The 13,009-nt window shown below is 39.2% G+C and carries 14 protein-coding genes and 1 riboswitch; of the genes, 7 read left to right on the top strand and 7 right to left on the bottom strand.

Translation table 11 applies throughout. From position 1 onward, the window contains the following. The first annotated feature begins 2 nt into the window (after nucleotides 1-2). On the top strand, nucleotides 3-920 hold the full coding sequence (gene malM / locus BO26_RS11920) for a maltose operon protein MalM (RefSeq protein WP_036771611.1): 918 nt from the start codon (nucleotides 3-5) through the stop codon (nucleotides 918-920). Nucleotides 921-1,320: 400 nt separating this feature from the next. Here the strand turns inward: malM and BO26_RS11915 are convergent, their stop codons facing one another. From BO26_RS11915 to thiC, 7 genes are all read right to left on the bottom strand, one after another. After that, a complete protein-coding gene (locus BO26_RS11915) occupies nucleotides 1,321-1,809 on the bottom strand; it encodes a hypothetical protein (protein WP_036771609.1) in 489 nt (162 codons plus the stop codon). A 552-nt stretch (nucleotides 1,810-2,361) separates the two neighbouring features. Beyond that, nucleotides 2,362-3,486, bottom strand: a complete 1,125-nt coding sequence (gene thiH, locus BO26_RS11910) for a 2-iminoacetate synthase ThiH (RefSeq protein WP_036771656.1) — start codon at nucleotides 3,484-3,486, stop codon at nucleotides 2,362-2,364. A 14-nt stretch (nucleotides 3,487-3,500) separates the two neighbouring features. Beyond that, nucleotides 3,501-4,268 carry a thiazole synthase gene (locus BO26_RS11905; protein WP_036771608.1) on the bottom strand — a complete coding sequence of 256 codons (768 nt, stop codon included), beginning with the start codon at nucleotides 4,266-4,268 and terminating at the stop codon, nucleotides 3,501-3,503. Between the two features lies 1 nt (nucleotide 4,269). Further along, nucleotides 4,270-4,470 (bottom strand): sulfur carrier protein ThiS, encoded by a 201-nt coding sequence (gene thiS, locus BO26_RS11900; RefSeq protein ID WP_036771606.1) that lies wholly within the window; start codon nucleotides 4,468-4,470, stop codon nucleotides 4,270-4,272. Further along, nucleotides 4,467-5,216, bottom strand: a complete 750-nt coding sequence (locus BO26_RS11895; RefSeq protein ID WP_036771604.1) for a HesA/MoeB/ThiF family protein — start codon at nucleotides 5,214-5,216, stop codon at nucleotides 4,467-4,469. Before BO26_RS11895 ends, thiS begins: the two co-directional genes overlap by 4 nt. Further along, on the bottom strand, nucleotides 5,206-5,877 hold the full coding sequence (gene thiE / locus BO26_RS11890; RefSeq protein WP_036771602.1) for a thiamine phosphate synthase: 672 nt from the start codon (nucleotides 5,875-5,877) through the stop codon (nucleotides 5,206-5,208). The genes BO26_RS11895 and thiE overlap by 11 nt, the downstream gene beginning before the upstream one ends. Next, on the bottom strand, nucleotides 5,861-7,798 hold the full coding sequence (gene thiC / locus BO26_RS11885; RefSeq protein WP_036771600.1) for a phosphomethylpyrimidine synthase ThiC: 1,938 nt from the start codon (nucleotides 7,796-7,798) through the stop codon (nucleotides 5,861-5,863). The genes thiE and thiC overlap by 17 nt, the downstream gene beginning before the upstream one ends. A gap of 108 nt (nucleotides 7,799-7,906) precedes the next feature. After that, a riboswitch (TPP riboswitch) is annotated at nucleotides 7,907-8,032 on the bottom strand. Between the two features lie 360 nt (nucleotides 8,033-8,392). On the opposite strand from thiC, the gene BO26_RS11880 reads away from it, so the two are divergent. From BO26_RS11880 to BO26_RS11855, 6 genes are all read left to right on the top strand, one after another. Next, nucleotides 8,393-9,307 carry an aKG-HExxH-type peptide beta-hydroxylase gene (locus BO26_RS11880; RefSeq protein ID WP_036771599.1) on the top strand — a complete coding sequence of 305 codons (915 nt, stop codon included), beginning with the start codon at nucleotides 8,393-8,395 and terminating at the stop codon, nucleotides 9,305-9,307. 23 nt (nucleotides 9,308-9,330) lie between these two features. Next, nucleotides 9,331-10,572, top strand: coding sequence for an MFS transporter (locus BO26_RS11875; protein WP_036771597.1), 1,242 nt, complete (start codon nucleotides 9,331-9,333; stop codon nucleotides 10,570-10,572). Beyond that, nucleotides 10,569-11,114: a DUF6817 domain-containing protein gene (locus tag BO26_RS11870; RefSeq protein ID WP_036771595.1), complete on the top strand. Its 546-nt coding sequence runs from the start codon at nucleotides 10,569-10,571 to the stop codon at nucleotides 11,112-11,114. The genes BO26_RS11875 and BO26_RS11870 overlap by 4 nt, the downstream gene beginning before the upstream one ends. Further along, nucleotides 11,111-11,923, top strand: coding sequence for a hypothetical protein (locus BO26_RS11865; protein WP_036771593.1), 813 nt, complete (start codon nucleotides 11,111-11,113; stop codon nucleotides 11,921-11,923). The genes BO26_RS11870 and BO26_RS11865 overlap by 4 nt, the downstream gene beginning before the upstream one ends. A 14-nt stretch (nucleotides 11,924-11,937) precedes the next feature. After that, nucleotides 11,938-12,447, top strand: a complete 510-nt coding sequence (locus BO26_RS11860) for a hypothetical protein (RefSeq protein WP_477707025.1) — start codon at nucleotides 11,938-11,940, stop codon at nucleotides 12,445-12,447. Nucleotides 12,448-12,818: 371 nt separating this feature from the next. Next, the coding region (locus BO26_RS11855) for an Rpn family recombination-promoting nuclease/putative transposase (protein ID WP_036771590.1) at nucleotides 12,819-13,009 on the top strand (191 nt) is incomplete at its 3' end.

The following is a 13,009-nucleotide window of genomic DNA, read 5'->3' as shown; positions in this document are numbered from 1 at the left end:
AAATGAAAACTAAACTGCTCTCATTTTGTCTTAGTACCTTACTCTGTAGTGCAATTCCTCTAATTGGGTATACAGCACCTATTACTACAACAAATAAGACAACCACATCCCAGGATGCCATTGCTCCTTACCTATCAATAACAGCGCTGCAAAAACTGAATTGGCAACCAGTTAATACCAACGATACACAGACCATCACCCTCAATGCTACATCCCAGCAACTCAATGAAGGTGATATCCGAGGGTCTATAGCTGCATTCGCGCTACCGGCAAACCGCGGTTCATTGGATATTACATTAAGCAGTTTAGTGAAAGACAAACAGGTTTATGTACCAAACGTTTTAGTATTTGATCAAGCATTACGCCCTGCTGCATTTTACCCAAGTAGTTATTTTCCATATGAACGCCCAGGTGTCATGTCCACAGATCGGCTGGAGGGCTCATTAAAGCTAACACCAGCATTGGGGCAACAACAAATTTATATACTGATCTACACCACCCGCACCGATTTGCAGAAATCTACCCAAATGGTTGATCCCGCCAAGGCTTACGCTCAAGGCGTCGGAAATGCCGTTCCCGCTATTCCCGATCCTGTTGCCCGCCATACGCCAACAGGCACGTTGAAGTTGAAAGTAAAATCAGAACAAAACGCTGGCAACATCACGATTGGTCAAGTTTTTTCAAGTCCGGCACAAGAACCAATCATTGTCGGGCCAACACAAACCACCGTAACACCACCTACTTCGCAAAAAATCAAACCAGTCCTGAGTGATACAGAGCGTTATTTTAGTGATGCCATTAAAAAGGAAATTAATAACGGCAACATCGATAAGGCACTTAAATTGCTGGATGAAGCGGAACGCCTTGGCTCTGCAACTGCACGAGAAACATTTATCAATAGCATCAAAAACAAGGGGTAAACCAGACATTAATTCATTCAATACAAATGCTCTTCGAAAAGGAGGGCATTGGGTCTAACCCCTTTTTACACACATCCCCCAGAAATGGAGTTTTAGGGGAAGGTCTCTGGGTAGCGTATTATTCAGAAAGAGGTGGAAGACATGGGCTATGCATTTTCTGTAATTACCATGACGCAGTTAGATATTTTATCTGGAATTTGTTACGTAATTCAATTGGCAGATAGTGAAAGAGTTCATTATTGCCGGGGTGTTATATTTAAATATTATTCACGATGAGAAAAAATAAGGTAAATAATGAAGTAGTATCTATGGCTGTAATATTAAAACTGTAGTATTAAAGCCATGGCATTAAAACGCCCGGAGTAGTGAGCTTCGGGCATTCAGATGTTAAACGTTTATATTAGGCTTTCTCGAAAATAAAACCAGTAAAATCAGCGGTAACTTCTGGTGGTGGGGACTCAGTTCCCATTGTGGTTTTTGCTAAGAAAACGCGTAAATATCCTTCTGCATCTGTACTTAATGTTACAGAACCGGTGATAAATTCCGTGGAGTCTACAACAAAAGTGTTATGATTAAAGGTATCATTATGTAAACCAAAAATAGCTGGGAAGCCGTCGTCTATTACGCCTATGGCGGGTGATATGCGCGCTTTACCTGTTAGCTTATATTTAGTGTTAGGTTCTAATCCTTCTATAATTTGAAAGATGGCATCAGACTTAGGGTGGATTCTAAGAAAGTTAATTCCATTCTCAGATAAGATTTTTACCGTTTCGGGGAATGGGATTATCCAGCCTTTATATCCTTCATCAAATGAGCCATTAATCAATTCTTTATCAGAACTTTTCTGACCAGAATAATCTATATTATTCAGAATTTCTTTTATATTCATATGTTAATCCTTTTAAAATTGATAGTAATAAATTTAACTTTTCTTAAGCATTTTATTGCTCGGGAATGACTTTATCAATGATAGGAGAATATTCAATTGTGTTTTTTATTAATTGAGAATTGTAATTTGTATAAATTAATAAGGGATAAATAATGGGGAGTTAAAATATATACAGTAAATATAGTATTTTCTATTAATTCGATATAGGTATAAACTGGATTTTTATATTCTTATTTCTGTGAGTAATATATGTATATGTCATAAAAAAACATGCGTAAAATGGCCTTGTTGCAATAGTGTGTTGATGATTGAAATGAATCTTTAATGTTGGTTGGATTGATAGAGATAAAATATTTAATTTTATATTCAGAATAGGTCCTTTGAATAGAGATTATTTTGCAGGTGATAATGATGATGGGGAATATATTGGATTATATAACTGTCTGGTATTAGTGCCAGACAGTTATTTATATTAAATCTTATTTCGTGTAATGATTACCTGTTAAAGGCTCTTACCTAAAATAGAATTATGTTAGAACAGAGAAAATTAAATTATCGACCTAAATAGTTATCCCAATCTTTCCAGACAGGTTGTAACCCGGCTTTAATTAATACGTCCGCGACCTGATAAACAGAACGGTTATCATGCGGCATAAATTGTTCCAATTCTTCGTGACTACTATCTGCGTAACCACCGGGTTGAGTTTTCGAACCGGCACTGACATTGTTGATTGCCAGTGGGATGACGTGATCGCGGAAGAATGGGGATTCACGAGTAGAAATAGAAAGTTCTACATCTGGCGCAAATAGACGAAAAGCGCAAATTAGTTGTACCAGTTCTGCTTCACTCATCAGCGATGCGGGCTCAATGCCTCCAGCACAAGGTCGCAAACGTGGGAATGAAATAGAGTAACGGCTCTGCCAGTATGTGCGTTGCAGAAAGAATAAATGCTCCGCCACCATATAGCAGTCTGTCCGCCAATGATTAGAGAGGCCAATCAGCGCTCCTAAACCGATTTTGTCGATTTTTGCCCGACCAAGGCGATCGGGTGTTTCTAATCGCCAGTGAAAATCCCGTTTCTTACCTCGTAGATGATGCAACAGGTAAGTTGGTTCATGATAGGTTTCCTGATAAACCATCACCCCATCTAGCCCCAGTGTTTTTAGTTCTGAGTACTCTTCCTGTGTCATGGGCTGGACTTCCATCATTATTGAGCTGAAATGTGTGCGGATAAGTGGCAGATAACGGCGGAAATAGTCCATACCTACCTTGCTTTGATGCTCTCCAGTGACTAATAGCAGATTGTCAAAACCCAGCGCTTTAATTGCCTGACATTCTGCAATTATTTCTTCTTTATTCAGTGTCTTGCGTTTAATGTGGTTACTCATTGAGAACCCGCAATAAGTGCAATCATTGGCACATAAATTGGAGAGATAAAGTGGTACATAAAAACCAACGGTATTACCAAAGCGTTGACGGGTCAGCTTTTGTGCTCGCTGTGCCAGCGGTTCTATGTATGGTTTTGCTGCTGGTGAGAGTAGCGCCATCAAATCATCCAAATTTAATTTGTTGCTACTCAATGCCCGTTCAACATCCTGAACAGTTTTGCTGTTAATGCGTAGAGTAATATCATCCCAGTCTAATTGTCGCCAGCGGTGACCAAAACCATTATTCATAAGATTATTAGCCATTAAAGCACCCCCAGAAAATCAGTCAGCGGGCTGGATGCAACAGCATGTTGTTTTGGGCTTGCCAGGCCCGCCTTATAGGATAGTTCGCCCGCTTCAATCGCTACTTTGAAGGCTTGAGCCATTTTTACTGGATTACGTGCAACAGCAATAGCGGTATTGACTAATACAGCATCCGCGCCTAGTTCAATTGCTTCCAGTGCATGGCTTGGTGCGCCGATTCCTGCATCAACAATGACGGGTACTTGTGCTTGCTCGATAATGATTTGCAGGAAATCTCGGGTTAGTAGCCCTTGATTAGAACCAATCGGTGCGCCTAAAGGCATGACCGCAGCACAACCCACTTCTTCCAGACGCTTACATAAAACCGGATCAGCACTGCAATATGGCAAAACGATAAACCCGTCTTTGACCAGCATTTCAGCACCTTTGAGTGTTTCAACCGGGTCAGGCAATAAGTATTTCACGTCAGGATGGATCTCAAGTTTGATCCAGTTTGTTGCTAGTGCTTCACGGGCCAGACGGGCAGCGAATAGCGCTTCTTCGGCGGTTTTTGCTCCGGAAGTATTCGGCAGTAATTTAACACCGAGTTTTTGCAGTGGGGCCAAAATAGCGTCGTTACCTCGCTGTAGATCAATGCGTTTCATCGCCATAGTGACGAGTTGACTACCAGAGGCTTCTATCGCCTGAATCATTAAATCTGCATGGGCGAATTTACCGGTACCGGTAAACAGACGGGAATTAAACGTAGTATCAGCGATTTTTAACATATCAACCTCCTGCAATCGCCTGAAATAGAAGGATATTGTCTCCGTCATTAATCTGATGCGTATTCCACTCCGAACGCGGAATAATGGTTTGATTAATGGCTAGTGATGTTCCCGGTTGCATCCGCCCAAGTTGTTCCAGCAATTGTTGTACAACCAGAGGAGCGGTAATTTCTATTGTCTGGTCGTTTACCGTAATTTTCATGCAATATCTCCGCAAATCGGGCACTGTTGCGATTGGCTGAGTTGTAATGTGCTCCAGCTTTGCTGTTTACCATCAAATAATCGAAGCTTGCCGCTTAACGAAGAAGGAAGTCCAGTTAACATTTTGATGGCTTCCAGTGCCTGTAATGTGCCGATGACACCAACGACTGGACCTAATACACCCGCAGTCCGGCAATTTCGCTGGGGTTCTTCTTGATCTGGGTAGAGACAGGTATAGCAGCCGTGAGGGTAAGGGGGTTCAAACACCATAAGTTGGCCACTGAATCCGACGGCACTACCGCTGATTAATGGTTTTCGCGTTGCCACACAAGCGGCATTGATCGCGTGACGGGTTGCCATGTTGTCGCAGCAGTCGAGAACCAGATCGACTTGTTTCACGATTTTTGTCAGAGATTTCATATCCTGACGTTGATTAAGCACAGCTGTTTTTACCAGTGGATTTAGCGCATTGAGTTGATTGGCTGCGAGTTCTGCTTTTGCGAAAGGAATATCTTCAGTACGGTAGAGTATTTGCCGTTGTAAATTAGAGACATGCAATTGGTCATCATCAGCAAGATAAATTGTTCCTACACCCGCAGCAGCCAGATAGAGAGACGCAGGGGCACCTAGCCCCCCTAAACCAATAATCAGTACATTGCTGGATTTTAGTTTTTCCTGCCCTTCAGGGCCAATATCTTCCAACAGTAGTTGTCGGCTGTAACGCATAAACTCTTGATCATTCAGCATAAGAACCTCTCAATACCTTCGACTCTATGCCTTCAACCAGATGAAGTAATTGTGATGTTGCTTGACGCCAATCTTTTGCTTTAGTAATTGCACTGACCAGCGCCACACCGCCAACTCCCGTTGCAATAACATCCGGCACGCGTTCAAGAGAAATGCCCCCGATAGCGACAGTAGGATAATCTGATGTGTTTTCTACCTGTCGTTTCAGTGCTTCCAGCCCTTGCGGGGAGGATGGCATCTCTTTAGTCGAGGTTGGGAAAATATGGCCGAGAGCGATATAAGACGGGCGCAGAGATTTTGCTCGTGCCAGCTCTTGTTCATTGTGGGTAGAGACGCCCAATCGTAATCCGGCTTCCTGGATTGCATTTAAATCGGCGATAATTAAATCCTCTTGCCCCAGATGGATTCCGTAAGCGCCATGTTTGATTGCTAGTCGCCAGTAGTCGTTAATAAACAAACGAGCGTTATATTGGCAACCGAGCATAATGGCTTGCTGAATATCTTCCTCCACCTGATCTTCTGGCAGATCTTTAATTCTCAACTGAATTGTAGTGACTCCTGCTTTTAATAGACGGGAAATCCACTCTAGTGAATCCACGACTGGATATAGTCCCAATTTGTATTTAATTGGGGCAAATGGCGAATTAGGCAGATTGTTCATGGGATTCACCTTCTGCACTGTGATATAACTCGCTGCCGCGGGCGCGGAATTCTTCAGACATCTGTTCCATACCGGCGGCATAATCACGTACTTCCTGAGAAATCTTCATGGAGCAGAATTTTGGCCCGCACATAGAACAGAAATGCGCAATTTTGCCAGAGGCTTGTGGCAGAGTTTCATCGTGATAGGCCCGTGCGGTATCTGGATCGAGAGCCAGATTAAACTGATCTTCCCAACGGAACTCAAAACGCGCTTTGGACATAGCATTATCGCGGATTTGCGCACCCGGATGACCTTTGGCGAGATCGGCGGCATGGGCGGCAATTTTGTAGGTAATCAGCCCTTGCTTGACATCATCTTTATTTGGTAGACCGAGGTGTTCTTTCGGCGTTACATAGCAGAGCATGGCACAGCCAAACCAGCCAATCATGGCGGCGCCGATCCCGGAAGTAAAATGATCATAACCCGGTGCAATGTCTGTTGTTAGTGGGCCAAGGGTATAGAAAGGGGCTTCGTGGCAATGTTCCAATTCTTCCGTCATGTTGCGGCGGATCATTTGCATCGGAATATGTCCGGGACCTTCTATCATTACCTGAACATCATATTCCCAGGCAATTTTGGTGAGTTCACCTAATGTATGTAACTCTGCAAACTGAGCTTCATCATTGGCATCTTGAATAGATCCTGGGCGCAGGCCATCTCCCAATGAGAGAGAAACATCATAGGCGGTGCAGATTTCACATATCTCGCGGAAGTGTTGGTAGAGGAAGTTTTCTTGATGATGAGATAGACACCATTTCGCCATAATGGAGCCACCACGGGAAACGATCCCGGTGAGGCGTCTGGCGGTCATCGGTACATAGCGCAGTAATACACCCGCATGAATGGTGAAGTAATCTACCCCTTGTTCCGCTTGTTCCAGCAAAGTATCACGGAACATTTCCCAGGTGAGATTTTCTGCCACGCCATTGACTTTCTCCAGTGCCTGATAAATAGGGACTGTGCCGATAGGAACTGGGCTATTACGTAAGATCCACTCGCGGGTTTCGTGGATATAACGGCCAGTAGAGAGATCCATGACTGTATCTGCTCCCCAACGGGTAGACCAGATTAACTTTTCTACTTCTTCTTCGATGGATGACGTTACTGAAGAGTTACCGATATTAGCGTTAACCTTCACCAGAAAATTGCGACCGATAATCATCGGCTCTGATTCAGGATGATTAATATTGGCAGGAATGATTGCCCGGCCAGCGGCGACTTCCTGGCGGACAAATTCGGGCGTGATGTTTTCTGGCAATTGAGCATCGAAACTTTGTCCGGCATGCTGTTGGCGTAATACATCACCATGAATACGTTCGCGTCCCATATTTTCCCGTAGTGCGATAAATTCCATTTCCGGTGTAATGATGCCTTTACGGGCATAGTGTAGCTGAGTAACGCGTTTGCCTTGATGAGCTTTCAATGGATGAGGGCGATGATGGAAACGTAAATGGTCGAGACCGACATCTGCCAGACGTTGTTGAGTAAAATCAGAACTGAGGGTAATTACGGGTTCTGTATCTTGGCGTTCATTGATCCATTGCTGACGTAGTTTAGTTAATCCAACATGTACATCTAGCTTGGAATCAGGATCGCCATAGGCGCCGGAAGTATCATAAACCGGGATAGCTTCGTTTTCCTCATACTGAGGCGCTTCTTTGGTTCCACCAATTAACGTGGGAGATAACTGAATTTCACGCATTGGAACCTGAATATCTTCGCGTGAACCTTGAAGATAAATCCGTCGTGAATTAGGGAAAGTGATTCCCTGAATAGAATTAATAAATTCCTGAGCGGCATCGCGTTGCGCTTTACGTGGGCGTGCCTGATTGGGTTTTGGTGAAATATCGGTTGTAGGGATAACAGTATTATGAGACATAGCAAATTCCTAACAGTGTTATTGGGAAAGTTGCTTGTCTGGAGCTCGCAGGGAGTAATAATTGATGGCTGGATAGACTCTTGGTAAGAAAACTGGGTGAGCCGACAGCGATTGATTACTCTTGTTCCCTTCGCGGGTCTTAACCCGATCAGGTTCCGCGGATCCCGAATTAACGGTCTCAGCCTGTGTATGCTGCGATAAAACAGCTTACGCTAGGCACTCCGACAAGAAAGTAAATAGTAGTATAGGAGGGATTATGAAAACTACAACCCTTGCTGAATAAAAGTATTTACAATGACGAGGTTAATTGTTTCCAGCCACACTGTTGGTTGTTTTGCGATCAGTTTCTCATGTTTATTAATTTTTTAGTGAACAAATGGAAAAATTCCCTTATGTTAAATAATGTTTAGCTAAGCATTAAATTTTTAATTATAACTTGTTAAGGAAATAAGGCATGAAAAACTTTGACTCTTCTAAAGTGGTTGAAATTAAATCACCATTGTCGGGTTGGGCTGTTAATGACAAAAACGATGATTAATTGACGATCACGTCCCTTCGTATTTTGTACGAAGGGGAATAATATGGAGCTTGAAGATGAATATTGCTACGACATGTTATCCACATAAGCAATTCCGTTCTGATTTCGAATTACAAATCCGTAATTCACTTGAATATTTAATTGAAATAACGGAGTCTGATTTTAAAATTCCTGATGAATTTTTCATAAAATGGGACTTATGTGCTTCTCATTATTTATCTATCGATGCAGCCGAAAAGGGTAACAGGGAACTATGTATTAATTACATTCGAAACGTTATTGCAAAGTGTCAAGATTATACGGGAAAGCCAGAGCTATCTATTAAAACTTTGGATTATTTTATCGAACCTGTTTTTGATATGAACATGCTTTTCAAAATATTGGAACAAGACGATAAAGGAGTCAGGGTTGGATATAGATTTGCACATGAAGTTAAAGAAGATATAGGGAAAGTACAGGAAGCACTGGAATTATTGAAAACCTATGGTGAAGATACTTATCTTGAATGTATATCTTTCATTGATACAATATATCTTACAGGAAAAACAGAAGGGAATTATATTAGGTTCGGTTGCAACTTTAATATGTGGGGAATGATCTTGCTTTATAGTGCGGATGAAAATAGTGTACCTTATTATATTGAGCATATCGTTCATGAATGTGCACATCATGCACTAAATGTTATTAATGCTAAAGATTATATTGTCTTGAATGATCCTGAAGAACTTTATAAAGTTCCATTTCGTGAAGATGGCAGACCGATGATTGGCATATTTCATGCCTATTTTGTACTTAACCGCATTTGCCAAACTTTATATAAAATATCTAATATATATTCTGGTATTTATGAAGAAAAAATTAGTACACGATTTAATATTGCATTGAAAAAATTTTTGGATACAAAAGAGATAATAGATAATCATGCCAAATTGACAGAAATTGGGCATGTTATTACAGATAATATCAAATGAAGAGATGAATAGGATTATTCCCAGTGAAGTTGAATGATGATTTTTGGAAAATACGATCTTCGGAAGCATTATATATTTTGAGTTCACGAATAATTGTAGCTCTGGTTACTTTAAGTCTTATTAAGAATAACCAGATAATACTGTCTTCGTATTTTCTTTTTTTCTACTTTTTTTCAAGAACGATTTCAGGTCTTGCTCTGTCACACCTTTTTGACCGTCTTGATAAGAAAAAGATTCTCGTTGTACTCAATATTATATTTCTTTCTTTAACACTATATTACCTTTATAACATTATTCATGGTGGGACAATATATTTTTTCTTTGTCATTAGTATTATACTTGGCTTAATCGATGCTCTTTATTCTCCTGTTGTGAATGCTTATATCCCGTTTATTGTCAGTAAACATGAACTTGATGAAGCATATCGTCAGACATTTTTGTTGCAAGCGTCTCTTAATGTATTTGGTATTGGTTTGGGAATGGCAGGGTATGAAGTTATAGGGATAATTAATATGATATGGGCGTTATGCGGATTAATTGTCCTATCCGTATGTATTCTATATGGGATAAACAACCCGGGGGCAGGAGTCTTGCAGAAGCAGGAAGATAATCCGTCTTCTGCGCTTAACAGCCTAAGACTTTTCTTTCGTTATCGTTTTGAGCCGTATTGGGCACTTTCATCTCTATTAGTGAATATGATTTTGGTTCCGTTTTCTTCTCTTGTTATTCCATATTTTGTGGAGTCAGTAAAACACTCAAGTGCTATTATGATTGGAATAATAGAAGCGAGTGCTGCTGTTGGTGCAATTTGTGCTTCCGTATTTTTCCAATCCTATTTTGAAAAAATATATGGTAAAGCACGTACCGTTATTTGTTCATTTTTCATGATAGGATTATGTCTGATTAGCTTATCTTTGTTTATCAGCTATATCATCTGGTGTCTTTTGGCTTTTCTGATTGGAGTGTCTATTGTGATGAATAATGTTAGCATAGAATCCAGTCGTTCTATAGCTATACCGGAAAGACATAGAGTAAAAATACAGACAATTCATACCGCTGTTATTGGATTGGGGAATCCTTTCGGATTCATTCTTTTTTCTATGATAATAGAAAAATGGAATTATTCTGTTTTACTTATTATTGGTGGTTCTCTAGTGTGTATTATCGCTCTATTACTGAAATATATTCCTATGTTTGATGATTTGCTTAGTAAAGATAAAGAAGAAATAGACTCTATTTATGATAAAAATTATGGTGATTTATGAGCATATTGAAAAAAATTAAAAATTTTTACCAAATTGATAAGGACAAAATATACGATCGTCATCATTCTTCTCACTTGATTAATACTGCTAAATTGTTAAATAAATATGGTTGTAAAGAATCAATATGTAATGCAGGAATGTTACATTCAATATATGATGAAAATTCAATATATAATAATTCTGGTGCGAGTTATAAAGATAGGGAGCACATACAACAAATTGTTGGAAAAGATGTTGAGTTACTTGTTTATTATTATGGGCGAATTCATTATGCAAAAAATTATGATAATATATCAAAGAATGGTAATTTTGTAACACTAGGAACTAAAACCGAAAACATTTCTATTCCTGAAAATATATTCTCTAATTTGGCCAACATTATTGTCGCTGATATACTTGAACAGATAATATGGTGTGTAGAAAAGAAAGGGATTTTCACATACCAAGATGCAAAGGAACATCTTAAGAAGCTGTTTCCGATATTATCTTATTGTTGTCATGGGATACAAATTGCTTTTAATAGACTCTGGAGCTTATCATGAAAAACATAAATTCTATTCATTCAGAAATGGCTATTTTGCATGATAAATATATTCTGGGTGTGATATCTCCTGATAATTTTTTCTTGGCATTCAGCCAGCTTGAGAAAAGATTAGCGGATTGTGTAATACACACTCCAAATTGGTCGGAATTTGCCAAAGATATTTATATTGGGCATGGGGTATATAACAGTAGTATTAATGTTTTTAATGAAATTAAAGATCTGAAAAATATTCTTGGGTCCTTAACTAATAAATTACTGTCTAATATTAGTGGTATGAATTTTATATCTATAGATAAGCACCACCTTAAATCATTTTTTTTCGATTGCAATAATATAGATAATTTACATAGAGCATATGAAGTTAAACACTCGATTAATGATGTAAATAAGGAAATTCTAAATAAAATTTTTTATCTTATAGATAAAATTATTGAAGCAAGAAACTGTTCCGTGCAAAGGCTTGGATATAAGGATTTTGCTTCATATAAATGTAATTATCTTTTCAATAAGGATACTGAGAATGTTAAGAACACTTTGGAAATCTATTATCATAAACTTATAAATTCACTAAAAGCTCTTTGTGATCACTTTGGAATTGATGTAAAACAGTTCATTGATCCAGCTACATTCCGTATGTATCAGAAAAATCTGGTAAATAGACTATCGTTGCCATGTTTTAATTTTCACTTGTTTGAAATACTCGGGTTGATTTTTACTTACTTTAATAAACATAGCCAAGCACGTTTTAGTATTGAGCGTGAGTCAATGAACAGGTATGTTATCCGTGTATCAACTCATTGGGAATAGCTGAAATAAAAACGGTGGTTCATGAAATTGGTCATCTGATTAGTATCGGTATGGCTAGCATTAATGGAGGTCTTTATCACAGTGATTTCCGTGCAACTATTGAAATACCAAGTCAGTTATCTGAACATATTTTTTTAAATGAACTGGTTTGCAATACAGCTATGAACGAATCTCAGAAAATAATTTTCGATAACTTTATTTGTATGGATGTTCTTGATGAGATGCGTCAGATAGAATTCGCGTTTATCGATCTTTATCTTCACAGTGGCATGACTATATCCGACCTTACGCCTGAGAAATTGATAAATGGCTCTCCGTGTTTCTTCAATTATCCTACTATACAAACTAAGCCTGTTTATCTTGAGCATATCATTTCAGGTGGGAGGGAAGGGGCATACAGCCTATATCCTCTGAACAATATAGTGGCACATTCCTTGTCTTCCACTATACCTCCAACCTGTATTTTGGATTACTACACAAATGTAGAGATGTTAAATAACGCAATACACGAAATGATTGTCTAATTAATATGGCAAAATAACTTACGCTAGGCACTCCGACAAGAAAGTAAAGGGAACTCATTCCGATTTTTTGGATCTGAACATACAAGATTAACGTAAATATAAGTAATCGATATTTTGATAAAATGGTTATTATTATGCGAATGTAAGTTAAAAACTGATTTAAATGAATGACTTTCATTGAGTAGTTGTTGTAAATATAATATTTTCTCGTTTTTTCTTTTCTAGTATTTTATTCTTTAGGCTCTTCTATTAATGCATTCGGTAAAGATTTGCCTGAGGAAATCTGAGACAATGTTTTTTGTAACTTGGTAGAAATACTATACCTTGGTAATGAGTGGTAATGACTACCTGATAAGACAGAGAAACAGATTGTGGCAAAGAAAGAAAAATGGCCTCACCATGACGCGTTATTCAAGCATTTTTTAACGCAGCCTGAAACGGCCAGAGAATTTCTATCCCTTTATCTGCCCGAAGAGATCCAGTTGTTGTGTGATTTAACCACATTGAAACTGGAGCCCGGCAGTTTTGTGGATCGGCATTTACGTCAACTGCACAGTGATGT

The sequence above is a fragment of the Photorhabdus australis DSM 17609 genome, from assembly GCF_000711895.1.
Classification (GTDB): domain Bacteria; phylum Pseudomonadota; class Gammaproteobacteria; order Enterobacterales; family Enterobacteriaceae; genus Photorhabdus; species Photorhabdus australis.
This window is presented reverse-complemented; position numbering and strand designations above follow the sequence as displayed.